Source organism: Collinsella sp., assembly GCF_052346665.1.
Taxonomy (GTDB): domain Bacteria; phylum Actinomycetota; class Coriobacteriia; order Coriobacteriales; family Coriobacteriaceae; genus Collinsella.
This window is the reverse complement of the sequence record NZ_DAWDUX010000016.1, coordinates 12,711-35,276: the sequence shown is the minus strand read 5'-3', so window position 1 is coordinate 35,276 and position 22,566 is coordinate 12,711. Positions and strand designations below refer to the sequence as shown.

At 62.8% G+C, this 22,566-nt stretch carries 21 protein-coding genes; 13 read left to right on the top strand and 8 right to left on the bottom strand.

The window, feature by feature from the left end:
- Positions 1 to 9: 9 nt before the first annotated feature.
- Positions 10 to 822 carry a tyrosine-protein phosphatase gene (locus ACT8II_RS04375; protein ID WP_443813077.1) on the bottom strand — a complete coding sequence of 271 codons (813 nt, stop codon included), beginning with the start codon at positions 820 to 822 and terminating at the stop codon, positions 10 to 12.
- A 412-nt stretch (positions 823 to 1,234) separates the two neighbouring features.
- Between ACT8II_RS04375 and asnS the strand changes: the two genes are divergently transcribed.
- The 6 genes from asnS to ACT8II_RS04345 all read left to right on the top strand — a co-directional run bounded on the left by asnS (position 1,235) and on the right by ACT8II_RS04345 (position 7,720).
- The gene (asnS, locus tag ACT8II_RS04370) at positions 1,235 to 2,638 is read left to right on the top strand and encodes an asparagine--tRNA ligase (protein WP_443813075.1); all 1,404 of its coding nucleotides are present in this window, start codon (positions 1,235 to 1,237) and stop codon (positions 2,636 to 2,638) included.
- 423 nt (positions 2,639 to 3,061) lie between these two features.
- Entirely contained in the window at positions 3,062 to 4,075 is a 1,014-nt protein-coding gene (locus tag ACT8II_RS04365) for an ABC transporter substrate binding protein (protein ID WP_443813094.1), read from the top strand.
- A 94-nt stretch (positions 4,076 to 4,169) separates the two neighbouring features.
- Positions 4,170 to 5,201, top strand: coding sequence for an ABC transporter substrate-binding protein (locus tag ACT8II_RS04360; RefSeq protein WP_443813073.1), 1,032 nt, complete (start codon positions 4,170 to 4,172; stop codon positions 5,199 to 5,201).
- A gap of 110 nt (positions 5,202 to 5,311) precedes the next feature.
- On the top strand, positions 5,312 to 6,232 hold the full coding sequence (locus tag ACT8II_RS04355; RefSeq protein ID WP_443813072.1) for an ABC transporter permease: 921 nt from the start codon (positions 5,312 to 5,314) through the stop codon (positions 6,230 to 6,232).
- Positions 6,225 to 7,019, top strand: a complete 795-nt coding sequence (locus tag ACT8II_RS04350) for an ABC transporter ATP-binding protein (RefSeq protein ID WP_443813071.1) — start codon at positions 6,225 to 6,227, stop codon at positions 7,017 to 7,019. The genes ACT8II_RS04355 and ACT8II_RS04350 overlap by 8 nt, the downstream gene beginning before the upstream one ends.
- A gap of 194 nt (positions 7,020 to 7,213) precedes the next feature.
- Positions 7,214 to 7,720 carry a hypothetical protein gene (locus ACT8II_RS04345; protein WP_443813070.1) on the top strand — a complete coding sequence of 169 codons (507 nt, stop codon included), beginning with the start codon at positions 7,214 to 7,216 and terminating at the stop codon, positions 7,718 to 7,720.
- 133 nt (positions 7,721 to 7,853) lie between these two features.
- On the opposite strand, the gene ACT8II_RS04340 is transcribed toward ACT8II_RS04345, so the two are convergent.
- Genes ACT8II_RS04340 through ACT8II_RS04330 form a run of 3 tightly spaced genes read right to left on the bottom strand, consistent with a single transcriptional unit; the run spans position 7,854 to position 11,803 of the window.
- Complete coding sequence (locus tag ACT8II_RS04340) at positions 7,854 to 9,470, bottom strand: UDP-glucose--hexose-1-phosphate uridylyltransferase (protein WP_412108371.1); 1,617 nt, start codon at positions 9,468 to 9,470, stop codon at positions 7,854 to 7,856.
- Positions 9,461 to 10,675: a galactokinase gene (locus ACT8II_RS04335; protein ID WP_294122352.1), complete on the bottom strand. Its 1,215-nt coding sequence runs from the start codon at positions 10,673 to 10,675 to the stop codon at positions 9,461 to 9,463. The genes ACT8II_RS04340 and ACT8II_RS04335 overlap by 10 nt, the downstream gene beginning before the upstream one ends.
- 51 nt (positions 10,676 to 10,726) lie before the next feature.
- The gene (locus ACT8II_RS04330; RefSeq protein WP_294158036.1) at positions 10,727 to 11,803 is read right to left on the bottom strand and encodes an aldose epimerase family protein; all 1,077 of its coding nucleotides are present in this window, start codon (positions 11,801 to 11,803) and stop codon (positions 10,727 to 10,729) included.
- A gap of 196 nt (positions 11,804 to 11,999) precedes the next feature.
- On the opposite strand from ACT8II_RS04330, the gene ACT8II_RS04325 reads away from it, so the two are divergent.
- The 5 genes from ACT8II_RS04325 to ACT8II_RS04305 all read left to right on the top strand — a co-directional run bounded on the left by ACT8II_RS04325 (position 12,000) and on the right by ACT8II_RS04305 (position 18,291).
- A complete protein-coding gene (locus ACT8II_RS04325; RefSeq protein WP_443813068.1) occupies positions 12,000 to 13,031 on the top strand; it encodes a LacI family DNA-binding transcriptional regulator in 1,032 nt (343 codons plus the stop codon).
- Positions 13,032 to 13,257: 226 nt separating this feature from the next.
- Positions 13,258 to 14,538, top strand: coding sequence for a substrate-binding domain-containing protein (locus tag ACT8II_RS04320; RefSeq protein WP_006720964.1), 1,281 nt, complete (start codon positions 13,258 to 13,260; stop codon positions 14,536 to 14,538).
- A gap of 186 nt (positions 14,539 to 14,724) precedes the next feature.
- Positions 14,725 to 16,233 carry a sugar ABC transporter ATP-binding protein gene (locus tag ACT8II_RS04315; protein ID WP_276670628.1) on the top strand — a complete coding sequence of 503 codons (1,509 nt, stop codon included), beginning with the start codon at positions 14,725 to 14,727 and terminating at the stop codon, positions 16,231 to 16,233.
- A 12-nt stretch (positions 16,234 to 16,245) separates the two neighbouring features.
- Entirely contained in the window at positions 16,246 to 17,898 is a 1,653-nt protein-coding gene (locus ACT8II_RS04310; protein ID WP_276674451.1) for a galactose/methyl galactoside ABC transporter permease MglC, read from the top strand.
- Positions 17,899 to 17,985: 87 nt separating this feature from the next.
- Complete coding sequence (locus ACT8II_RS04305) at positions 17,986 to 18,291, top strand: PTS sugar transporter subunit IIB (RefSeq protein ID WP_050754969.1); 306 nt, start codon at positions 17,986 to 17,988, stop codon at positions 18,289 to 18,291.
- Between the two features lie 125 nt (positions 18,292 to 18,416).
- Here ACT8II_RS04305 and ACT8II_RS04300 read toward each other — a convergent pair whose 3' ends face one another.
- From ACT8II_RS04300 to ACT8II_RS04285, 4 genes are all read right to left on the bottom strand, one after another.
- Positions 18,417 to 19,139, bottom strand: coding sequence for an SdpI family protein (locus tag ACT8II_RS04300; RefSeq protein ID WP_294122341.1), 723 nt, complete (start codon positions 19,137 to 19,139; stop codon positions 18,417 to 18,419).
- Complete coding sequence (locus ACT8II_RS04295; RefSeq protein ID WP_006720969.1) at positions 19,126 to 19,416, bottom strand: autorepressor SdpR family transcription factor; 291 nt, start codon at positions 19,414 to 19,416, stop codon at positions 19,126 to 19,128. Before ACT8II_RS04295 ends, ACT8II_RS04300 begins: the two co-directional genes overlap by 14 nt.
- Before the next feature lie 225 nt (positions 19,417 to 19,641).
- Positions 19,642 to 20,580 (bottom strand): N-acetylglucosamine kinase, encoded by a 939-nt coding sequence (locus ACT8II_RS04290; RefSeq protein WP_443813064.1) that lies wholly within the window; start codon positions 20,578 to 20,580, stop codon positions 19,642 to 19,644.
- Entirely contained in the window at positions 20,577 to 21,221 is a 645-nt protein-coding gene (locus ACT8II_RS04285) for a hypothetical protein (protein WP_317440373.1), read from the bottom strand. The genes ACT8II_RS04290 and ACT8II_RS04285 overlap by 4 nt, the downstream gene beginning before the upstream one ends.
- Positions 21,222 to 21,423: 202 nt before the next feature.
- Here ACT8II_RS04285 and ACT8II_RS04280 point away from each other — a divergent pair, with 202 nt between their 5' ends.
- On the top strand, positions 21,424 to 22,125 hold the full coding sequence (locus ACT8II_RS04280) for a histidine phosphatase family protein (RefSeq protein WP_443813092.1): 702 nt from the start codon (positions 21,424 to 21,426) through the stop codon (positions 22,123 to 22,125).
- A 241-nt stretch (positions 22,126 to 22,366) separates the two neighbouring features.
- Positions 22,367 to 22,566: FeoA family protein (locus ACT8II_RS04275; protein WP_443813062.1), on the top strand; the 200-nt coding region annotated here is incomplete at its 3' end.

Sequence of the window (22,566 nt, the reverse complement as noted above, 5' to 3'; positions counted from 1 at the left end):
GCGCGGCGACTAGCGTTCGAGGCAGCGCTCGCGGAACGCGGCGATTTCATCCTCGCTGATGCCGAGGGTCCCGGTGATGTAGCCCGCAAAGCCGCCAAACGGCTCGAGAGCCCGCTCGACCGCCTCGAAATAGCATCGCGACGCGGGGGAGTCCAGCGTGAGCTCGATGGGCGCGTAGAAGTTGGTGGCGAGGTAGTCGTCGAGGATGTCATCGCGGCTCACGCCGAGCATGGTTTCGACAAGCGCCGAGCCCATGCCGCAGCGGTCGCGCCCCACATAGCAGTGCCACAGCGCCGCTCCCTCCTCGACATCGAGAACCGCGCGCACGAAGGCGCGATACCCGCTAATGCCCGTTTCGTCGGTGAGCATGTGCGGGTACAACAGCGTCATGAACTCGGTCGGATCACCCTGGGCCATCGCTTCGAGTTTGTACTCGAACTCGGTCTTTTCGTGTTCTTGGGTGACGCCCACCTGGTGGTCGGAGAAGATCTCGGCGTGCAGGTAGCGCGCGGCGGGGATGCGCTCCATGGGGTCGGGGAACTCGGAGAGCTCGATAAGGTTGCGAAAATCCACGACCAAGCGGAGGCCGTACTCGTCGCGCAGGCGAGAGATGTCGGCGTGCGAGCCAAAGCCCAGCGTGCCCGAGCGCAGCAGCAGGCCGGGTTTCACGCGGCGACCGCCGGCGCCCACCATGCCGCCCAGGTCGCGCGTGTTGGGGAGCTTTTCAAAATCGATGCGGCCGTAGCCCAGGCGGGAGGCAGGTGCCGCCGGCGGCAGATCGACGGTGTCGGGAAGCTCGTCACCCCAAAAGTTCTGTGCCATACGGACCTCCGTGTCTCAAATCGGGCGAAAAAGTAACAAGAATCTTTATTGTCCGAGTAGACGCCTAATTTGAAGACGGTCAACTGGGGTTTTGCCGTGAAAAAACACGGTCTACTCAGGGCGTCTCATTGTTCGTTACATTTTCGCCTGATTTGCGGCGCGGGCGTGATTTCTCGCTCGAATGTGGCTTCATTCGGATTCACCATTGAAATAAGGTCGAGTTTTCCTCCGCCAAAAGGTCGGATTTTCTATTCCATGGATGTCGGATTATCCATTTGGCCAAGGTCGGATTTTCTTGCGCTGGGGACTCGGATTCTCAAAGATGCATCGTTGCCCCGCCGCTCCCGACCGCCGCGCTTCGCTGCTACAATGAGGGGCTGTTGAACTGTTGAATCTACGCTAGGGAGCACGTATGGATCGCACCAAGATCGCCCAGCTCTATGCCGACGCTGAGGCGCTCGGCGGGCAGACCGTGACGGTGGCCGGATGGGTCAAGTCCGTCCGCGACATGAAGAACTTCGGCTTCGTCACCCTGAACGACGGCAGCTGCTTCAAGGACCTGCAGGTCGTCATGAACCGCGAGTCGCTCGCCAACTACGACGAGATCGCCCACCAAAACGTCTCCGCTGCGCTCGTGTGCACCGGCGAGCTCAAGCTCACCCCGGATGCGCCGCAGCCCTTCGAGCTCGCCGCCACCCAAATCGAGGTCGAGGGTGTCTCTGCGCCTGACTACCCGCTGCAGAAGAAGCGCGCCACCGTCGAGTTCCTGCGCACCCAGCAGCACCTGCGCCCGCGCACCAACCTCTTCCGTGCCGTCTTCCGTGTGCGCTCCGTGGCCGCCGCCGCCATCCACCGCTTCTTCCAGGACCGCGGTTTCGTGTATGTGAACACCCCCATCATCACCGCGAGCGACTGCGAGGGCGCGGGTGAGATGTTCCACGTCACCACCATCGACCCGGCCAACCCGCCGCTGGATGAGCACGGCAACGTGGACTTCAGCAAGGATTTCTTCGGTGCCCCCGCCTCGCTCACCGTCTCTGGCCAGCTCAACGCCGAGAATTTCGCCATGGCCTTCGGTGACGTCTACACTTTTGGCCCCACCTTCCGCGCTGAGAACTCCAACACCACGCGCCATGCCGCCGAGTTTTGGATGATCGAGCCCGAGATCGCCTTCGCCGACCTCGCCGACGACATGGACCTCGCCGAGGACATGCTTAAAGCAGTCATCCGCGACGTCATGGATCGCTGCCCCGACGAGCTCGCCATGCTCAACAAGTTCGTGGACAAGGGCCTCATCGAGCGCCTGACCCACGTGGCGAACTCCGACTTCGCCCGCGTGACCTACACCGAGGCCGTCGAGATCCTGGAGCAGGCTGTCGCCGCCGGCCACGCGTTCGACTATCCCGTGAGCTGGGGCATCGACCTGCAGACCGAGCACGAGCGCTTCCTCACCGAGGAGCACTTCAAGTGCCCGACCTTCGTGACCGACTACCCGGCCGAGATCAAGGCCTTCTACATGCGCCTGAACGACGACGGCAAGACCGTTGCCGCGGCGGACTGCCTGGTTCCCGGCATCGGCGAGATCATCGGTGGTTCCCAGCGCGAGGAGCGCCTCGACGTGCTCGAGCGCCGCATCGCCGAGCTGGGCATGGATGCCGAGCAGTACAAGTATTATCTGGACCTGCGCCGCTACGGAACGTGCAAGCACGCGGGCTTTGGCCTGGGCTTCGAGCGCCTGGTCATGTACCTCACGGGCGTGGGCAACATCCGCGACGTCCTTCCGCACCCCCGCACCGTGGGCAGCTGCGAGTTCTAACGTCTGGCCTGATAGGCCTAACACGAAACACAACAAGGGGCTTTGCATTTCACGTGCAAAGCTCCTTGTTTGCGTTCGCGGCGAACGAATGCTGGGCGGAGATGGCCTAGAGGAGATCTCTGAGTGTGGCAGAGGGTATAGAGTATGCCCGCGTTTATTCTCTCTCGCATGTGTGAGCTATCGCATTCTGCCCGGTGCCCCGGTCACGGAACGCCGGGCGACCGTAGATGCACGTGCTCAACTTCAATCGAATTTCTGTCCTCAAACCACGGTTGATTGAGACGCTGCCCGCTTGTTAACACGGCGTTAACGTTGTGGTGGCGGTTGTGTGAGCGCGCTAGTATATCTCATGCGTGCTTTTTCGCGATAAAGTGCTTCGCCGCGAGAGCGAAGCCCGGAACAGAGGAAACGGAGTTGATCGCCATGCTGAGCATCTCGCGCAGGAATTTCATCACCCTTGGAGCGGGCCTGTTTACCACGGGTGCCTTGGCTGGTTGCGGCGGCGGCTCCTCCGCCGAGGGCTCCTCTTTCAGCGAGGGCGGCTCGTCCGCCGCAAGCGGAACCTACAAGATCGGCGTGCTGCAGCTCACCGAGCACGGCGCGCTCGACCAGACCAACGAGGGCTTCGTGGCTGCCATCGAAAAGTCGGGCATCGACGCCAAGATTGACCAGCAGAACGCACAGAACGACCAGTCCGCCTGCCAGACCATCGCGAGCAAGCTCGTGAACGACGGTGACGACCTGATCTTCGCCATCGCCACACCTGCTGCCCAGGCGGTCGCCGGCGCCACCACCGAGATCCCCATCGTGGGGTCCGCCATCACCGACTACGCGGAGAGCGGCCTCGTGGAGTCCAACGACGCTCCCGGCGGCAACGTCACCGGCACGTCGGACCTCACCCCCGTCGCCGACCAGATCGACCTGCTTCACCAGTTGCTGCCCAATGCCAAGACCGTGGGTATCCTCTACTGCTCCGCCGAGTCCAATTCCGAGGTGCAGGTGCAACTCGCCGAGGAGGCTCTTGACGACGCGGGTCTTGCGCATGAGCGTTACTCCATTTCTTCCTCCAACGAGATCCAGCAGATGGTCGAATCCATGGTCGGTAAGGTCGACGCGATCTACGCTCCCACCGACAACACCATCGCCGCGGGCATGGCGACTGTCTCCATGGTCGCCAATGAGAATAAGCTCCCCGTCATCGTAGGATGCGACACCATGGTCGAGGATGGAGGGCTGGCGTCGTATAGCATCAACTATTACGACTTGGGCTATAAGGCGGGCGAGATGGCCGTGAAGATCCTCATCGAGGACGCCGATCCCGCCAGTATGCCCATCGAGTACCTGTCGAGCGAGGAGTGCCAGCTCATCGTGAACCAGGCGACTGCCGACGCGCTTGGCATCGATATCTCGACGCTCGAGGATGCCCAGATCGTCTAAGCGATTGCCCGGGATACGGCGCCGTGCGCGCCTCGATCCTTGTCGTTTCCCTCAACCACGCCGCGCCTCCTTCCGGGCGCGTTAGGAGAATCTCATGACTGATACGACCTGTTCCCGCCGTTCGTTCGCGAAGGGCGTTGCCTGCGCCTCCGCATGTGCCGTGGCGGGCGGCCTTGGCCTTTCCGGCTGCGGCGGCGATTCTGCCGGCGAGGCCGGATCTTCCGATGCCAAGGCGGCCTCGTACAAGATCGGTGTTCTACAGCTCACTGAGCACCCGGCGCTCGATGCCGCTAACAAGGGCTTTGTCGAGGCGATCGAAGCTGCCGACATCAACGCCAAGATCAACCAGCAGAATGCGCAGAACGACCAGTCCGCTTGCCAGACCATCGCGAGCACGCTCGTGAATGAGAATTGCGATCTGATCCTCGCTATCGCCACGCCTGCCGCCCAGGCGGTCGCGGGTGCAACCTCCGACATTCCCATCGTCTGCACTGCCATCACCGACTTCGCCGCCTCTGGGCTGGTCGAGGACAACGACGCCCCAGGCGGCAACGTCACCGGTACTTCCGATATGAATCCCGTTGCCGACCAAATCGACTTGCTTCATCAGTTGGTCCCCGACGCCAAGAAGGTTGGCCTGCTCTACTGCACTGCCGAGTCAAATTCCAAGATCCAGATCGATCTTGCCGCCGAGCAACTCGACGAGCTCGGCATGGAAGGTGTCGAGTACACCGCCTCCAGCTCCAACGAGGTCCAGCAGGTGGTCGAGTCCATGATGGGCAAGGTCGACGCCATCTACACCCCCACGGACAACACCATCGCATCGGCCATGACCGTGATCGCCTCCATCGCCAATGAGAATAAGGTCCCCACGGTGTGCGGCGAGGTCGCCCATGTCGAAGCGGGTGGCTTGGCGAGCGTGTCGATCAACTACGAGGAGCTCGGCCGCCGTGCGGGCGAGATGGCCGTGCGCATTCTCACCGAGGGCGCCAACCCGGCCGAGATGCCCATTGAGACCATGACCGCCGACGAGTGCGACCTGGTCTACAACCAGAAGACCGCCGACGAGCTCGGCATCGACGTGAGCTCCCTCGCCGACGCCGGCGGTACCGACGTGAGCGCATAGGGCGCGCGCATGGTACACTGACCTGCGCATCTATATCTGTCGCATAAGCGATGAACCCCGGCGAACACCTCCGTCGGGGTTCATTTGGCTCGATTTGAAGGAGGGACAACATGAGTGGTGCTCTACTCGGCGCCGTCTCCCAGGGCATTCTCTGGGGCATCATGGTCCTTGGTGTGTTCATCACCTACAAGCTGCTCGATATCGCGGACCTTACGGTTGACGGCAGCTTCGCACTCGGCGGAAGCGTCTGCGCCGTGCTCGTAGTCGCCGGTGTCGACCCCCTCATCGCGATTGTCGCCGCGATGCTCGCCGGTATGCTCGCCGGTGCGGTCACGGGCTTTTTGCACACCGTGTTCGAGATCCCGGCCATCCTCGCCGGTATCCTCACGCAGATCGCCCTGTGGTCGGTCAACCTGCGTATTATGGGCAGGTCCAACACGCCCCTGCTGCAGCATGACACGATCTTCTCCCGCATGACGGAAGCGACGGGCCTCTCCACCAACGCCGGCTCCATCATCGTGGGTCTTATTGTGGCGGTCCTCATCATCGCCCTGCTGTACTGGTTCTTCGGCACCGAGATCGGCAGCGCCCTGCGCGCCACCGGCAACAACGAGGACATGATCCGTGCGCTCGGCGTGTCCACCGCCAAGACCAAGATGATCGCCCTCATGCTCTCCAACGCGCTGGTGGGCCTCTCTGGAGGCCTCATCTGCCAGAGCCAGAAGTACGCCGACATCGGCATGGGCACGGGCGCCATCGTCATCGGCCTCGCCGCCATCGTCATCGGCGAGGTGCTCGGCCGCCTCACTCCCGGCAAGCTCACCGGCTTCAAGAGCCGTCTGGTCTCCGCCGTGGCGGGATCCGTGGTCTACTTCCTCATCCGCGCCATCGTTCTCCAGATGGGCATGGACGCCAATGACATGAAGCTGCTCTCCGCCATCATCGTCGCGCTCGCCCTGTGCGTGCCCGTGGTATGGGAGAGGTTCAAGCTGCGCGCGAGCTACTCGAAGGGTGGTGAGGCAGATGCTTAAGCTGTCCCACGTCAAGAAGACCTTCAACCGCGGAAACGTTACCGAGAAGCGCGCCCTCACCGGTGTGGACCTCACGCTTGCCGACGGCGATTTCGTCACCGTCATCGGCGGTAACGGTGCGGGTAAATCCACCCTGCTCAACATGATCGCGGGCGTCTACCCGCTGGATTCCGGTACGGTTGAGCTCGACGGCGAGGACATCTCCCGCCTCTCTGAGCCCAAGCGCGCCAAGTACCTGGGCCGTGTGTTCCAGGATCCCATGCGCGGCACCGCCGCCGACATGCAGATCGAGGAGAACCTCGCCCTCGCCAAGCGCCGCGGCCAGCGCCGCACGCTTCGCTGGGGCATCACCCGCGCCGAGCGCGAGGAGTACGCCGAGCTGCTTAAAAAGCTCGATCTGGGCCTCGAGACCCGCATGCAGGCCAAGGTGGGCCTGTTGTCCGGTGGCCAGCGACAGGCACTCACGCTGCTCATGGCCACGCTCACCAACCCGCGCGTGCTGCTGCTCGACGAGCACACCGCGGCGCTCGACCCTAAGACGGCTGCTAAGGTGCTCGAGCTCACCGAACAGATCGTCGGCGAGCGCAAGCTCACCACCCTTATGGTGACGCACAACATGAACGACGCCATCCGTCTGGGAAACCGCCTCATCATGATGCATGAGGGCCGCGTGATCTACGACGTCGCCGGGGATGAGAAGCGCGCCCTGACCGTGCCCGACCTACTGCAGAAGTTCGAGGAGGTCAGCGGCGGCCAGCTCGCCAACGACCGCATGCTGCTGAGCTAGGAGCGTCCTGGCATCCGGTGCGGCGCCGCAGCCCGCGCCGACATGGCCTATGTCCGCACGCACATTGCCCATGGTTTCCTTCCGTTTGACCGGGTTGAATCGGAAGGAAGCCATGGGCATTTTTTTAAGCGGGGATTGTGGGTACAAGGCTGAGAAAGCACAATTCCAATGCGCTGGTATGGAAGGGGTACACCATGAAGCTGCGGATTAAGGCGAAGCTCTTGAGCGTTCACAGCGAGGTGGAGGTGAGCACGATGGATAAGGAGGTCGTCTATTGTGCGGACACCGACCCGCTCTCCTCGCCGCGCCTCACGCGCCTCAAAGATGTCGAGCACCGCGAGCTTGCCATAATCACGACCGCACGTCTTGACGCCAAGGACCGCGCGCATCATATCGTCATGGCTGATGGACACACGTTCGATATCAAGCGCAAGTTCCGCACACCTGCCAGCACGGTCGAGAGCTACCTCACCGTCGAGGGCGCGGATTGGCAGGTCGTGATGACGCGCGGTTGGACAAACCGCTTCGAGGTGCGTGACACGGACGGCAGGGTCTACGTGGAGGCGAGGCAAGTCCCCATGGAGCGAAATGACACATACGAGCTGAACGTGAAGATCTCAGAGCACATGGATGAACTGATGGTCATGTGCATCGTCGCGCGCAGCATCATGGCGGCGGATGCACCGGCGAACGCCATGTAACTGGTTCTTGTACGGGCGTGTGTGAACCGGGCGAACGTCGCGTAGTGACTGAGTGAGGCTAGAACAAATGAGCGGACACGTTCAAGACGTGCCCGCTCAATGCATGTAAAGACGATGCGATGTCCGCTATTTCCTAGAGCGCGCTGATGAAGCGCTGCAATCCGGCGCGGCCCGTGTCGTTCCACTTGAATACACCGGCGTCTTCAAGTACGCCCGCAAACACTGCGGCGACCTCGTCGCGCAGGATGCGCTGAGCGTTCTCGCGCGTGAGGTCCGGATGACGTCGCGCCACCTCGGTCGCCCATTCGGCATGCGGGGCGGTGCGATCGTTGGCCTCAAGGTGCATGAGGAGCGTCGCTTCATCCTCGTTAGTTGCCCGCGCTGCCAACAACACGTCCTTGACGCATGCGAGCTCGTCAACCAAGCGAGGAGGCAGAATCGCCAAGCCCATGACCTCGATGAGGCCGATGTTCTCCTTCTTGATGTGATGTTTGTCCGCATGGGGATGGAACACGCCAAGGGGATGCTCGTCGGTGGCGATGTTGCAACGCAGCGCGAGGTAGAGCGTGTAGTTCCCGTTTTCCCTCGTGGCAACCGGCGTCACCGTGTTGTGAGGCGTCCCATCTGGATCGCGTGGCACGATACCGCATGACGCATCCGCGTGACCGCGCCATACCTCCAAGACGTGGGCGGCGGCATCGAGCACGCGGTCGCGCGATTCGCATGAGAGCCGCAAGACGCTCATGGGCCACTGGAGCACCTCGCCGCGGACATCGTTGAATCCCGGCATGGTGAATGTGCGTTCGACCTGTGCCCGCATCATTGGGAACACGTGGCGCCCGCCTTGGAAGTGATCGTGCGTGAGGATCGATCCGCCCACGATGGGAAGATCGGCGTTGGATCCCACGAAGTAGTGGGGCAGCGTATCGACGAAGTCCAGCAAGCGTGCGATGTTCTCACGGTCCACGTGCATGGGACGGTGCTCTTGGCTCATCGCGATGCAGTGCTCAGTGAAATACGCGTAGGGGCTGTATTGGAGCCCCCACGTTTCATCTCTGAGCTCGATGGGGACGATACGGAGATTTTGACGTGCCGGATGCGCACCCTGTGGGCTTGCCGCCGCCCGTCCTGCGTATCCCTCGTTGGACATGCACAGCTGGCAGGCGGGATAGGGCTCGGCATCGTCAGCGCGCGTGAGGGCGGCAGCGATGTCGCGCGGGTCCTTCTCGGGCTTGGAAAGGTTGATGGTGATCTCGAGTTCACCCCACCGTGTCGGAGAGGTCCACTCGATATTGCGGGCGATCGCCGAGCGGCGCACGTATCCGACGTCGCAGCACAGACGGTAGAACCAATTGGTGGCGTCCAACGCTCCCTTTTCCCGGCGAAGGTCTTCGAATGAGCGGGCGATGTCGGAGGGACGCGGAGTAAGCCGTCCCATGATTGCCATCGAAGCGCGGTCTCGCCCACCCGCACTGTCCTCGAACCTTCCGTTGGCCACGGCGACCTCGGACAGCACGGCGAGCGCGTCATCCAAGTCGAACGAGTCCTCATCGAACGTTTCGGTTCCCGCTTCCCAGGCCGTGCTCGGCGCAGGTCCTTCGGCTCCCATGGCATCGAGGAGCTCGTTGTATGCCCAGCGGCGATCTTGCGCATCGATGATGCCGCAGTCGATCGCATATAGAGTCATCTGCTCGAGCGCACGCCTCACCTGCTCGTGCTCGTCGCATGTGGGGGTGTCGGTTACAGCCATGTTGCGGAAGCACCGTCCTCGGTGATGGCGTAGGTGCGGCAGGAGCCCTCTCCCAGCCATGCATCCATGCGCTGACAGAACTCGGCGGCCAGCTCGACAGGGACGAAGCACTGGATGGAGCCGCCGAACCCGCCGCCGTGAATACGCACTGCGCCGCGTCCGTTCAGGATGTGCTCTGCCAGGCCCAGGGCGAGCATGGCGTGCTGCTCGCGCACGTCAACGCCGGAGGGGGAGACGTTTTGCAGGTACATGGCGGAGCTTGCGCCCGACTGGCGCGTGTAGGCGAGGAAGGCGTCGATGTCCCCGTTCTTCAGGGCTGCCCAGCGTTTGTCAACGAGGTCGTTCTCGTACCAGTAGTGAATGGCGCGCAGCACGGCGCGATCCCCGAGCTTCTCGCGGAGTGCCGGCACGGCGGCATCGAAATCGGCGGGGTCAACCTCGCACAGGCGCGTATGGCCGAGCTCTGCGGCGACCGCCTGCATCTCGGCGGGGGTGGCGGCGTACTCATGGGTGAGGTCGGTGTGGTCTGCTCCGACTTTCACCAAAACGAGGGAGTAGCCGTAGTCCTCGAAGGCGAGAGCGAGTTTTTCGGTGGCGGGTCGGGCGTTCTCGAAGTCCATGAATGAGAGCCCGCCCAGGCACACGGCGGCCTGGTCCATGAGGCCACACGGCTTGCCGTAGTAGTTGTTCTCGGTGCGCTGGCTCATTTGTGCCAGCGTGACGGGATCGACTGCGGGCGCTTCCCAGAGAGCCTCCATGGCCCGTCCGTATGCCGCCTCGACCGCCGCGGAGCTGGACAGGCCGCCGCCGGAGGGAACGGTGCATACGAAGGCGAAGTCGAAGCCCGCCGGGGTGCCACCGTGCGCGGCGATCTCATGAGCCATGCCACGCACGAGGCTGGCGGAGGTGCCGACCTCGTCTTCGCGCACGTCAAGGTCGTCGAGCTCGATGCTGAACGTGGGATACCCCTCGTCTGCGATGCGGACCGTGTTGGTGCCGTTTGCCACGGCGATGCCGTCCACCGAGACGTCGAGTGCACCGGCGATCACATGCCCGCCCTCGTGGTCGGTGTGATTGCCCGAGATCTCCGAGCGTCCGGGTGCGTGGATGGCGAGCACGTGGGCGTCGGCAGGGATGGGGCCGAACTCTGCCTCGTACAGCTCGCGAGCTTTGTCGAGCGCCTGAGTGCGGGTGATGGTTGTCATGGTTTGATCCTCCTATCCGTTCGCCGCGCGTATCGTGGCGTGTTGCGGTGATTAGCGGGTGGTCGAGAAGCGGTAGACGATGCGCTCCCGATAGGGTGCGTTTGGCGTGCAGACGGGCTGGTCCCATGCGGGATGATGCACCGCGTCGGGATAATACTCGGGCTCGAAGGCGAAGCCGCAGCGCGGCGTGTACGACGCGCCGTCCTTCGCCTGCGCATCGTCGAGCCAGTTGCCGGTGTAGAGATGGGCACCTGGAGCGGTTATGGCGACGTCGAGCGTCCGTCCACTCGTCGGGTCCTCGGCGTGAAGCGCGTGTCGCGGTGCCGCGCCGCGTTCGAATCCGTCGATGCAGAGGCAGTGATCGTATCCGCGCGCGCGGCGGAGCTGTTCGTCGACTTGGGTTATAAGCTCGCCCAACTGGTGCATCTTGCGGAAATCGAAGGGAGTTCCGGTGACGTCGAGCACCTCGCCGGTAGACACGCTGTCTTCGCGCACGGGCAGGTACGAGTTGGCGTCGATGCGGATGAGCTGGTCGTCGACCTGCCCGCTGTCGTGCCCGGCCAGGTTGAAGTAGCTGTGGTTCGTCATGTTGACGACCGTCTCGGCATCGGTGTCGCATTGATGCGATACCTCGAGGGCGATGGACCCGTCGTCTTCGAGAGAGAGCCGGTAGGTCACGGTGAAGGTGCGATTACCCGGTAGTCCGATCTCGCCGTCGGCGAGGTGGCAGGTGAGTACCAGGGCGTTGTCGGCATCGAGCGCGCGCGCCTCCCAAAGGCGCTTGTGCAGGCCGGTGTCGAGGTCGGAGTGCAAGTTGTTGGCGTGTTCCGGGCCATCGTTGGCGGGCAGGTGATACAGGGCTTCACCCAAAGGGACCTCGGCACGGTCGGTGCGGTTCGCGATGGGCCCGATGGTCGCCCCATAACAGGCGGGATTGTCGAGATAGCCGTCTATGGAGCCAAATCCGAGGACAATGTCCGCGATGGATCCCGAGGCATCGGGAACACGGACGGACAAGATGGTCGCTCCGAAATCCATGATCGATACGGAGGCTTCCTCCACTCGTAGCGTGTAGACGTGCACGTCCTCCCCGGTGGGTAGGGTGCCGAACGGTTCGGCTTCGATCATGCCGACCTCCTTGCAAGACGAAAGACGCTGTTTTCGGCGGGTGAGCGCGAAAAAGACGCATGAGTGCGCCGAAAACAATGTTAACGTACTCATAAATAAAAAAACACGCGACATACCCCATTTGGTCGATTTCGCGGCGTGAACGGTCGAACGACTCCACCGAGAACGGGGGTGCACGTTGATGGGAGGATATTTGATGGTCGATCGGGAAGTGGCCCTTGGCGCCACGCAGCGCGCGGGGCGCAACGTCTCCATGTCCGATGTCGCCGCCGCCGCCGGGGTCTCCCAGCAGACCGTATCCCGCGTGGTGAATGGGGCACCGAACGTGAGCAAGAAGACTCGGGCGATGGTTCTTGAGGCGATGCGAGAGCTGGGGTTCAGGCCCAACTACGCGGGCAGGTCGCTGCGAGGGGGGTGCTATCGCGCGGTGGGCCTGTGCGCATACGATGTCACGCAGGTGGGCAACCTCACCATGCTTGACGGCATCCTGGCGGCGGCATGCGCCCAGGGATGCGCGGTGACGATGGTGGAGATGGATGAGGAGTCTGCCTTCTCGCTGGAGGACGCCTCGCGTCGCATGGCCGCCCTGCCCGTCGACGCGATGATCATCGGCATGAGCCGCATGGCGCCCGATTTCGAGACGTTCGATCCTCAGCCGGGTATGAACACCGTCATCGTGACCATGTGCGCGCACCCGCGCGTGACGACGGTCGATTCCGACCATTACGGTTGCTCCAAGCTCGTGATGGACCATCTATTCGAGTACGGTCACGAGCAGATTCGCTTCGTGGGTGGCCCTGTCTTTTCCATCGACAGCATATTTCGCGAGGCGGGATGGCGTGATGCGCTCGCGTCTCGCAGGATCGGGCCCGTGGCGCCCCTGCGCGGTGACTGGACGGCCGACAGCGGCTACGAAGTCGGGCGCGCCCTTGCTGCCGATCGCACCATGACCGCCGTGTACGTTGCGAACGACCAGATGGCGGTTGGCGTCATCGCGGCCCTGCGCGAGGCGGGGCGCCGCGTCCCGGAGGATGTGAGCGTGGTGGGCATCGACGATTCGCTTAGGAGCATGATCCCCCATGTGGAGTTGACGACAGTTCGCTTTGATTTGAGGGAACGCGGCCGATTGGTGTTCGAACATGCCATGGGTTCGGTCGATGCGCCCATAGAGGCGGTGCGCATACCCGGTGAGCTGGTGCGTCGTTCGACAGTGGCGCCTCGCCCCTAGGCGCGCCGACGGTTCCGCCTCCGGTATCCAAAAACCGTCCACGTAGAAAAACAGACCTTCTGGCGATATAAGACGGGCAAGGGAGGTGCGTATGCCCTTGCGGTGTTAACGTTACCACAAGCACGAGACACGGCGTGTCCAAGAGAAGGGGGCGCCGGGTCGCCATGCGCAACCAGCGCATGGCGTGGTTCAATGCGATATCCCATCGCATGAAAGGAGCGTTTCAATGCAAGTTTCACGTCGTCAGTTCCTGCAGGTCGGCGGTCTGGGCCTCATGGGCGCCATGGGCGCCGGTGCCCTCGTTGGCTGCGGTGGCGGCTCCGAGGCCCCCGCTGGTAGCGAGCCCGCTGCCTCCGGCACCGACAAGCCGGTCATCTTCTACAACCGCCAGCCTTCCAACAGCTCCACCGGTGAGCTGGACATGACCGCGCTCAACTACAACAAGAACACCTACTACGTCGGCTTCGACGCCAACCAGGGTGGCGAGCTCGAGGGCACCATGATCGTCGACTACATCAAGGCCCACATCGACGAGATCGATCGCAACGGCGACGGTATCATCGGTTACGTCCTCGCCATCGGCGACGTGGGTCACAACGACTCCATCGCTCGTACCCGTGGTTGCCGTAAGGCCCTGGGCACCGCGGTCGAGAAGGACGGCGCCATCGTGTCCGACGCCGCCGGCACCAACACCGATGGCTCTGCTACCGTGGTCAAGGACGGCACCCTCGAGGTCGACGGTAAGACCTACACCGTCCGCGAGCTCGCCTCGCAGGAGATGAAGACCACCGCCGGCGCCACGTGGGACGCCCCCACCGCCGGTAACGCGATCTCCACTTGGGCTTCTTCCTTCGGCGATCAGATCGACGTCGTCGTCTCCAACAACGACGGCATGGGCATGGCCATGTTCAACGCCTGGTCCAAGGAGAACAAGGTTCCCACCTTCGGTTATGACGCCAACTCCGACGCCGTCGCCGCAATCGCCGAGGGCTATGCCGGCACGATTTCCCAGAACCCTGCCGTCCAGGCCTACCTCACCCTTCGCCTGATCCGCAACGTGCTCGACGGCGTCGACATCGACACCGGCATTGGCACGGAGGACGAGGCTGGCAACGTGATCGCCGCCGACGACTTCAAGTACAGCGCGGACGAGCGCTCCTACTACGCCATGAACCTTGCCGTAACGGCCGACAACGCCGACAAGTTCGTCGACGCCACCGCTCTGTACGAGACCGCGCAGGAGCAGCTCAGCGAGGATGATAGCCCGTCCAAGAAGATCTGGCTGTCCATCTACAACTCCGCCGACAATTTCCTGTCCTCCACCTATCAGCCCCTGCTCGAGAAGTACAAGGACATCCTCAACCTCGACCTCGAGATCGTTGGCGGCGACGGCCAGTCCGAGTCCTCCATCACCAACAAGCTCGCCGATCCCAGCTCCTTCGACGGCTTCGCCATCAACATGGTCAAGACCGACAATGGCGCTTCGTACACATCCTTGCTTGGCTAATCGGTTGACCCGCGCTGCAAACACGGTTTCGTAGCGACTCATGGGGGAAGAGGCGGCGCTTCTTCCCCCTGATTTATGAGGGCGCCGGTGCATGTGGCTACTTTTCACGGCGGCGCCCTTCCTCTTTCCTTCGGCACATCCCGTCTTTGGAGAGGCGGGCTTTCGAGAGATACCGGGAGGGATTACATGACAGAATCACAGCAAGATATCGTCCTCTCCATCAAGGGGATGAGCAAGACGTTCGGGCGCAACCGCGTTTTGGATCACATCAACCTCGATCTGCGCCGCGGTAGCATCATGGGCTTGATGGGCGAGAACGGCGCCGGCAAGTCGACCATGATGAAGTGCCTGTTCGGCACCTATCAAAAAGACGAGGGCACCATCACGCTCGACGGTCGCGAGATCAGCTTCTCCGGACCTAAGGACGCGCTGGAAAACGGTATCGCGATGGTGCACCAGGAGCTCAACCAGTGCCTGGAGCGCAACGTCGTGGACAACTTGTTCCTCGGTCGTTATCCCGTCAACAAGATGGGCGTCGTCGACGAGGCGCGTATGCGCAAGGAGGCCAACGACCTGTTCCGCCGCCTGGGCATGACCGTTAACCTCACCCAGCCCATGCGCACCATGTCGGTGTCCCAGCGCCAGATGGTCGAGATCGCCAAAGCTATCTCGTACAACGCCAAGGTCATCGTTCTTGATGAGCCCACTTCGTCGCTTATGGCGCAGGAGGTGGAGAAGCTCTTCCAGATGATGCGCAAGCTTCGCGAGCAGGGCATCTCCCTCATCTACATCTCGCACAAGATGGATGAGATCTTCGAGATCTGCGATGAGGTCTCGGTGCTGCGCGACGGCAACCTCGTGATGACGAAATCCACCAGCGAGACGAACATGAACGAGCTCATCTCGGCCATGGTCGGCCGTTCGCTCGATAACCGCTTCCCGCCGGTGGACAACGTGCCGGGCGAGCCCATTCTGAAGATTCAGAACCTGTCCACGAAGTTCGACCCGCACCTGCAGGACATCACCTTCGACGTGCGCCGCGGCGAGATCTTCGGTCTGTACGGCCTGGTGGGCGCCGGCCGCACCGAGTTGCTTGAGACCATCTTCGGCATTCGCACCCGCGCTGCCGGCCGTGTGTATTTCCGTGACCACCTCATGAACTTCAGCAACGCCCGCGATGCCATGGATCACGGCTTCGCCCTCATCACCGAGGAGCGCAAGGCCAACGGCCTCTTCCTCAAGGGCGACCTCACGTTCAACACCACGATCGCGAACCTCGAGCAGTACAAGAACGGCCCCGCCCTGTCGAACGACAAGATGGTGCGCGCCACCAACCGCGAGATCAAGACCATGAACACGAAGTGCATGGGGCCCGATGATCTCATTTCCAGCCTGTCCGGTGGCAACCAGCAAAAGGTCATCTTCGGCAAGTGGCTCGAGCGCTATCCGCAGGTTTTCCTTATGGACGAGCCCACGCGCGGCATCGACGTCGGCGCCAAGTACGAGATCTACGAGTTGATCATCGACATGGCGAAGAAGGGCACGACGGTCATCGTCGTCTCCTCCGAGATGCCCGAGATCCTGGGCATCACCAACCGTATCGGCGTTATGTCCAACGGCCGTCTGTCCGGCATCGTTGACACCAAGAGCACGGACCAGGAAGAGCTCCTGCGTCTGAGTGCTAAGTATCTCTAGCGAGGGGGAGCTATGGCAACTACACCTAAGATCCTGACGGTTGAGGGGGAGACAGCCCTCCTGCAACCAATCGATACCTACATGAGCGGTATCCAGAGCAAGATCGATGAGCTTCGCTCGAGCGGCACCACCAAGGTGCTGTCGCTGCAGTCGAGCATCGACGCGATCAAGAGCGACCGCCTGCTCACCAAGCAGGAGCGCGAGCAGCAGATCGCCGCGCTGCAGAAGGAGATGGACGCGGCCAAGCAGGTCGAGAGCTCCCACAAGCAGCAGGTGGCAACGCTGATCGCCGACGGCGAGGCATACCTCAAGGCCCACTACGACAAGGAATACCTCACGCCGGTCAAAGAGAGCTGCGCGGCCGAGCGCGTCGTGGCGAAGGAGAAGTACCAGAAGCGCCTAGCAGAGCTCGAGGCCGAGCACAAGCAGCTGATGGCCAAAACCTCCGACGCCAAGGAGGCCAAGGAGGAGAAGTACGTCTACAAGAACAAGCAGTTCGATGCCAAGGTGACCTACCAGCTTGAGCTGCAGCGCATCAAGGATCGCCAGCACGACGCCGCGGCCTATCGCTATCACCTCATCGACCTGCTCCGTATGAGCCACTTCACGCTCGCCGAGAAGCTCGACCAGCGTTGGGAAGCCTATCGCTACACGTTCAACGCGCACGACTTCCTGCTGAACAACGGCCTCTACATCGCCATTCTGCTGGTGTTCGCGGGCCTGTGCGTGGCGGCGCCCATCGTGAAGGGCACTAACCTACTCACGCCGCAGAACCTGCTCAACATTCTGCAGCAGGCATCGCCCCGTATGTTCTTGGCTCTCGGCGTTGCGGGGCTCATCCTGCAGACCGGTACCGACCTGTCCATCGGTCGTATGGTGGGTATGAGCATGGTCGCCTCGACGGTCATCATGCACCAGGGCCCCAACACCGGTACCATCTTCGGCGTGGCATATGACTTCTCCGGCATCCCGGTGGTGGGCCGCATCGTCATGGCACTCGTCGTCTGCGTGGCGCTGTGCACGTTCTTCTCGGCGATCGCCGGCTTCTTCACCGCGCGGTTCAAGATGCACTGGTTCGTGTCCACCATGGCCAACATGCTGGTCATCTTCGGCTTGGTAACCTACGCTACCAAGGGTGTTTCGTTCGGCGCGATCGATCCTACGATTCCCAGCATGGTGACGCCTAAGATCAACGGCTTCCCCACGATCATCCTGTGGGCTATTGCCGCCATTGCCATCGTCTGGTTCATCTGGAACAAGACCACCTTCGGTAAGAACATGTTCGCCGTCGGTGGTAACCCCGAGGCCGCTGCCGTCTCTGGCATCAACGTCTTCGCGGTCTCCATCGGTGCCTTCCTGCTTGCCGGCGTGCTGTACGGCTTCGGCTCCTGGCTGGAGTGCATCCGCATGGTCGGCTCCGGCTCCGCTGCGTATGGCCAGGGCTGGGAGATGGACGCGATCGCCGCGTGCGTCGTCGGCGGCATCTCCTTCACCGGTGGTATCGGTAAGATCTCCGGCGTCACCGTGGGTGTCCTGATCTTCACCGCACTCACCTATGCGCTCACGATTCTCGGTATCGACACCAACCTGCAGTTCGTGTTCTCCGGCGTCATCATCCTTATCGCCGTCACGCTCGACTGCCTGAAGTACGTTCGCAAGAAGTAGTTGACCGACTACGGGGCCGGTGCCCCATCGATGCGATTCCCATCGCCCCTCGGAGTATCGGCGCTTCATGAGCCTATGGAGAATGTCATGAAGAAGGTATTCATTTGCTGCACGTCTGGTGTCACTACCGGTCTGCTCGTTCAGAAGATCGAACTCGAGGTCTCGAAGCGCGAGCTTCCGCTCGAGGTGGAGGCCCTTCCAATTAACGTGTTGGTCGAGCGGTTGTCGGAGGCCGACGCGATTCTGCTGAGCCCCCAGGTCGCATTCGCCCAGAGCGGCATTCGCGAGGCTTCCGACGTTCCGTTGGCGAGCATCGACCCAGATGTGTACGCGCGTGCCGATGTCGCGGCAATCGTCGACGCGGCGCTCGAGCTGCTCGCGTCAAACGCATAGGCACTGCCTACGCGCAAACATGAGCTGATGAAAGAGGCGGCGGCCCCGATGTTTGTCGGGACCGCCGCCTTGTTTATATCAGTTGGGGCGCAAAGGGGTGGAGGGCGCAAAGTGCAAGGGGTGCCTTAGCGTGTGCGAAGCGGCCTGTTCCCGTTGCGATACACGAGGAAGCTGTAGAGGTACGTCACGATGCTTGCACCCAGGACCGCGGCCATCAAAACCCAGAACGCGATCTCTCCGTGCTGGAGCGAGAGTGCGCCCGCGCCGACGACCGCAATTCCGGCCAATACGCACGCGATGCCGCAGAAGCGGTGCGTGAGGCGCCAGTTGTCATCGTCATTCAGCGCCCATGGGGTCCTTACGCCAAAGGTGTAGTTGCTCTTGATCTTGGGCATGTAATTGCCGAGTAGCATGAGGCCCACTCCCACCGCGATGCTCGTCGCTGCCCCGATGGGGCTGCCCGATTCGGGCAAGATGCCGAAGACGGTGAGTTCGGAGCTCCACGTCATGGCGACGATGAAGATCGTGAACAGGATGACGAACCCGGTGTAGAACAACCCCATGCGCTCGTACGCCTGGCCGCGCGGATCTATGCGCGGGATGATGTGGAACATGAAGAGGAATAGCAGGGGCAGCGCATCGAGGGCCACAATCGCGGTGCGCCCCGTCCATCCGTCGACGGTTCCGGCTGCGTCCCAGTGTGTGGGAATCATCTCGGGCATGTGGGGGAGCAGGGCGATATGTCCCAGCAGGCTCACGATGCACAGTGCCGTCAAGGCAATGAGGGTGCGGCGGCTCAGGGGGCTTGTGGAGTGTCCGGGCTTGGTCGCCCTTTTATCGTTCGACATGGTGCTCATTGGAATCTCTCCTATCGGTGAACGTGTAGAACCAACTCATCAGATCCTGCAATACCGTCGTGTCGAGGCTGTAGATGATGTTCTGGCCATCTCTGCGTGCCTCGACCAGGCCTGCTGCCTTGAGTGAGTTCAGGTGGTGGCTGAGGGACGGTTTCGTCATGTCGAAATGGGTGGCGATCTCGCCCGCAGTTAGTTTTCCGCCGCGCAGCAACTCGAGGATGCGCCTACGTGTGGGGTCGGCAAGCGCCTTGAACGCCTCTCCTCCCATCGATCCTCCAATCCTTGGGGTCTTGGGGTCGATCCACCCGTTAGGTGGACGGCCTTTCACTTGGTTGATATTAGAAGATTAGATATCTATCTAAATAATGTCAAGTGCATTCTTTGGGGTGAGGCGGATGATGGTCACTATCGTGGCAAAACGCCGCCTGGGCCTGCGCCAGCCCGTGCCGATGCGCAGCATGGCGCGCATCGGTGCTTCCGCGCTCCGTTGGGATCAGATGCCGCGGGTTTTGTTTTTGAGGAGGAGGACGGGGCCGAGGTCGGGTTCGTGTGCCGGTGCAACGAGGCGGCAACCGGGACCGAGCGCGCGGGCAAGCGGTTCGAGCAGAAGGTCGCCCGCGGCGAAGGTCCCGCCCACATACGTGACGGGGATGGACGCGCTCTGTGGCCCGCTGCGATGGAATAGCCCCCGGACGATCGCGTCGACCATGTCGGCCTCTTCTTGAGCGGCGCGTTCGAGGATGGCGAGAGCGGAGATGTCGCCGGCACGGGCGGCATCCGTGACGATCGGCGCGAGCGCGGAAACCGATGAGCGCTCGGCGTAATGACGCTGAGCCCACCCGATTACGTCGAAGTCATCGTCGATACCGAGTCTTTCGCGCACGAGTGTGTACAGGGCACCGCGCGCGTCGCGCCCATCGGCTTGACGGGTGAACGCTCGCAGGGCCTCCTTGCCCAGCCAACCGCCGGACCCCTCGTCACCGAGCTCGTAGTCCCATCCGCCGCAGCGCATGCTCTCGCCTCGACAGACGCCCAGCGCGATGGACCCGGTGCCGGAGATGATGGCGATGCCGTCCGCACAGTCCAGTCCTGCGGCCCAGGCGGCCTCGACGTCGTTGACTAACAGATGGGGCCGTGCGCCGGCGATGCGTTCCACCACCTCGTCCATGCGTCGCGATACATCGGCGCCCTCGCCGTAGCCGCAGAGGGCGAAGCCGATGCCCACGCTGGGAGCAGCGGGCTCGATGCACGTGTGGGAGGCTCGATCGAGTCCCCAGCAGACGCCTTCGGAAAGGACGCGCTCCATGCCCTCGAAGCCCACTTGCGAGTAATGGCAGGTGCCCAGTACCAGCCGATCGACGGAGGTGATGTCATCGTCATACAGGGAGAAGGCGGTTTTAGTTCCGCCTCCGTCGACGCCGAGCCACATCATGGGCAATGCCTTTCGTAGAAGTTGGTCGCTAAAGGGTAGAGGGGTGCGGGGAGGGGGCATGGGGCGAGCAGGATGCCCGAGGCGGGTCCATCGATCATGTCGTTCACGGCACGGCGTGAGCGGATGGCGGCGATTAGCTGGTCGATGCGCTCGGAGCGTGCGCGGCGCATACGGCCCATACGAGGACCGCGTGCACACGGCTCGATGAGGGAGCCGCCGCCGCACGCAAGTCCGCCGCCCCAGGGGACGCCGGCCTCGCGACAAGACGCCGTGAGGCGCATGAGCGCGTGTTCGGCGGGAGTGCAGGCATAGGTGTCGGTTGCGGCGAGCGCGTATAGGGGGCGCACGTGGCCGGGAAACGCTCCGGCGATGCGCGCAGCCTCTTCTGGACCTGTCGATTCGGCCGCGCTTGGGATGGGCGGCACGATGCGTTGGACGCGGATATCCCGCGCTTGGGCGATGCCGTCTGGCTGTTGGGGGGCGAACGTGCGCTCGTAGACGCCGAGGGCCTCCTCGAGGTCGTCCGCGAGGTGGAGCAATGCGGCTCCGAGCTTCCCTGTGCCCGCGTCGAGCAGTGCGAGGCCGATGGTGAACCCGCAAGCGGGATCGGCATCCTCGGAGTGTGGGAATTGAGCGGCCATCACGGGTCCTTGCGGGGTGGAGGGCAAACGAGATTGAGGATTACTCTAGCGCGTCCGCGTCGTAACGGAAAGGGCGAAGTTCTCGGTGAAGCTCGATGAGGATGTCGCATGATGTGAGGGCGTAGCGATGGGAGAGGGGCCGTATAATGCCGTACCGTAACGATGCCCACTCCACGAGTGAAAGGTCTGGCTCGTGTCCCGCATGATCTACCTCGTCCGCCATGGTCAGACGGTATTCAACACACGCCTGCTGATCCAAGGCCGCTGCGACTCGCCGCTTACCGACCTCGGCCGCGAGCAGGCCCGCGCCGCGGCCGCCTGGCTGCACGGGCGCGGCGTCCAATTCGATGCGGCGTTCTCCTCGCCCGCCGAGCGCGCCTGCTCGACGGCGGAGATACTGTGGGGTGGGCCGTATGCGCGCCTCATGGGCCTGAGCGAGCGCTCTTTCGGTGCGCTCGAGGGGACCGACGTGCTTGCGCTGCCCAAGCCGATGGGCGATTATCCGGTGGCGTTCGGGGGAGAATCCGAACAGGAGCTGACCGAGCGCCTGAACAGGGCCATGCGCGCGATCGCATGTGGGGACCTGGAGCGGGACGCGGCTACCGAGCACACTTCCGCGTCCGCAGCGCCACCCATTCCGGGCCGCAGCGACGCTCCCATCGAGGCGTGCGCGATCGAGCCCCTTCCGACGGGTGCTCCGCGCACGGGAAACGTCCTCGTCGTGAGCCACGGGGCCGCGTGCAAGACGTTTGCACGAGCCTGGAGCGAGTTCGCCCAGGACGAACTCCCCGACCCCTTCCCCAACTGTTGCGTGCTCGTGTATCGATACGACCATGGCCGCTTCACCTTGCTCGAGGCTGCCGACCCCGCCTCGCACCTCGGTGGCGAGGGGCTCCCCATCTAACGCGTCTGCTGGGATGGCGCGTCCCGCGGCTCGCGTGCGGCGCCCCGTGCCTCCAGGCGCTTTGCGCGACGTTCCGCTTTGCCCCTCGGTTCGCTCGTTTCGGGACCGAGATCGAGATTGCGGAAATCTGGCTGCATGGCTCCTGTCGTTGTCGGTCGCGTTATCATCATCACGAATGACAGCCATGGGTAACATGTGCCGCGCCCTCGTGAGACTGGATCGGGCGCGATGGGAGGGCGGAATGGAACACGCAATCGACACGTCATCAGAGCCGACGGGCACGGAGCCCGAAGCTTGCGTATGGCCCCTGCGCCTCGATCATCTGGAGATCGGCAAGGACGCCGTCGTCGCATCGGTTGACTCGGACGACCAGGCGCTTCGTCAGCATATTCTCGACATGGGCCTCACCCCGGGCACCGAGGTGACCATGATGAAGTACGC

Excerpts from the sequence above, each read along its gene's own strand:
- ACT8II_RS04375 (WP_443813077.1), bottom strand. The coding sequence starts at position 822 with ATGGCACAGAACTTTTGGGGTGACGAGCTTCCCGACACCGTCGATCTG.
- asnS (WP_443813075.1), top strand. The coding sequence starts at position 1,235 with ATGGATCGCACCAAGATCGCCCAGCTCTATGCCGACGCTGAGGCGCTC.
- ACT8II_RS04365 (WP_443813094.1), top strand. The coding sequence starts at position 3,062 with ATGCTGAGCATCTCGCGCAGGAATTTCATCACCCTTGGAGCGGGCCTG.
- ACT8II_RS04360 (WP_443813073.1), top strand. The coding sequence starts at position 4,170 with ATGACTGATACGACCTGTTCCCGCCGTTCGTTCGCGAAGGGCGTTGCC.
- ACT8II_RS04355 (WP_443813072.1), top strand. The coding sequence starts at position 5,312 with ATGAGTGGTGCTCTACTCGGCGCCGTCTCCCAGGGCATTCTCTGGGGC.
- ACT8II_RS04350 (WP_443813071.1), top strand. The coding sequence starts at position 6,225 with ATGCTTAAGCTGTCCCACGTCAAGAAGACCTTCAACCGCGGAAACGTT.
- ACT8II_RS04345 (WP_443813070.1), top strand. The coding sequence starts at position 7,214 with ATGAAGCTGCGGATTAAGGCGAAGCTCTTGAGCGTTCACAGCGAGGTG.
- ACT8II_RS04340 (WP_412108371.1), bottom strand. The coding sequence starts at position 9,470 with ATGGCTGTAACCGACACCCCCACATGCGACGAGCACGAGCAGGTGAGG.
- ACT8II_RS04335 (WP_294122352.1), bottom strand. The coding sequence starts at position 10,675 with ATGACAACCATCACCCGCACTCAGGCGCTCGACAAAGCTCGCGAGCTG.
- ACT8II_RS04330 (WP_294158036.1), bottom strand. The coding sequence starts at position 11,803 with ATGATCGAAGCCGAACCGTTCGGCACCCTACCCACCGGGGAGGACGTG.
- ACT8II_RS04325 (WP_443813068.1), top strand. The coding sequence starts at position 12,000 with ATGGTCGATCGGGAAGTGGCCCTTGGCGCCACGCAGCGCGCGGGGCGC.
- ACT8II_RS04320 (WP_006720964.1), top strand. The coding sequence starts at position 13,258 with ATGCAAGTTTCACGTCGTCAGTTCCTGCAGGTCGGCGGTCTGGGCCTC.
- ACT8II_RS04315 (WP_276670628.1), top strand. The coding sequence starts at position 14,725 with ATGACAGAATCACAGCAAGATATCGTCCTCTCCATCAAGGGGATGAGC.
- ACT8II_RS04310 (WP_276674451.1), top strand. The coding sequence starts at position 16,246 with ATGGCAACTACACCTAAGATCCTGACGGTTGAGGGGGAGACAGCCCTC.
- ACT8II_RS04305 (WP_050754969.1), top strand. The coding sequence starts at position 17,986 with ATGAAGAAGGTATTCATTTGCTGCACGTCTGGTGTCACTACCGGTCTG.
- ACT8II_RS04300 (WP_294122341.1), bottom strand. The coding sequence starts at position 19,139 with ATGTCGAACGATAAAAGGGCGACCAAGCCCGGACACTCCACAAGCCCC.
- ACT8II_RS04295 (WP_006720969.1), bottom strand. The coding sequence starts at position 19,416 with ATGGGAGGAGAGGCGTTCAAGGCGCTTGCCGACCCCACACGTAGGCGC.
- ACT8II_RS04290 (WP_443813064.1), bottom strand. The coding sequence starts at position 20,580 with ATGATGTGGCTCGGCGTCGACGGAGGCGGAACTAAAACCGCCTTCTCC.
- ACT8II_RS04285 (WP_317440373.1), bottom strand. The coding sequence starts at position 21,221 with ATGGCCGCTCAATTCCCACACTCCGAGGATGCCGATCCCGCTTGCGGG.
- ACT8II_RS04280 (WP_443813092.1), top strand. The coding sequence starts at position 21,424 with ATGATCTACCTCGTCCGCCATGGTCAGACGGTATTCAACACACGCCTG.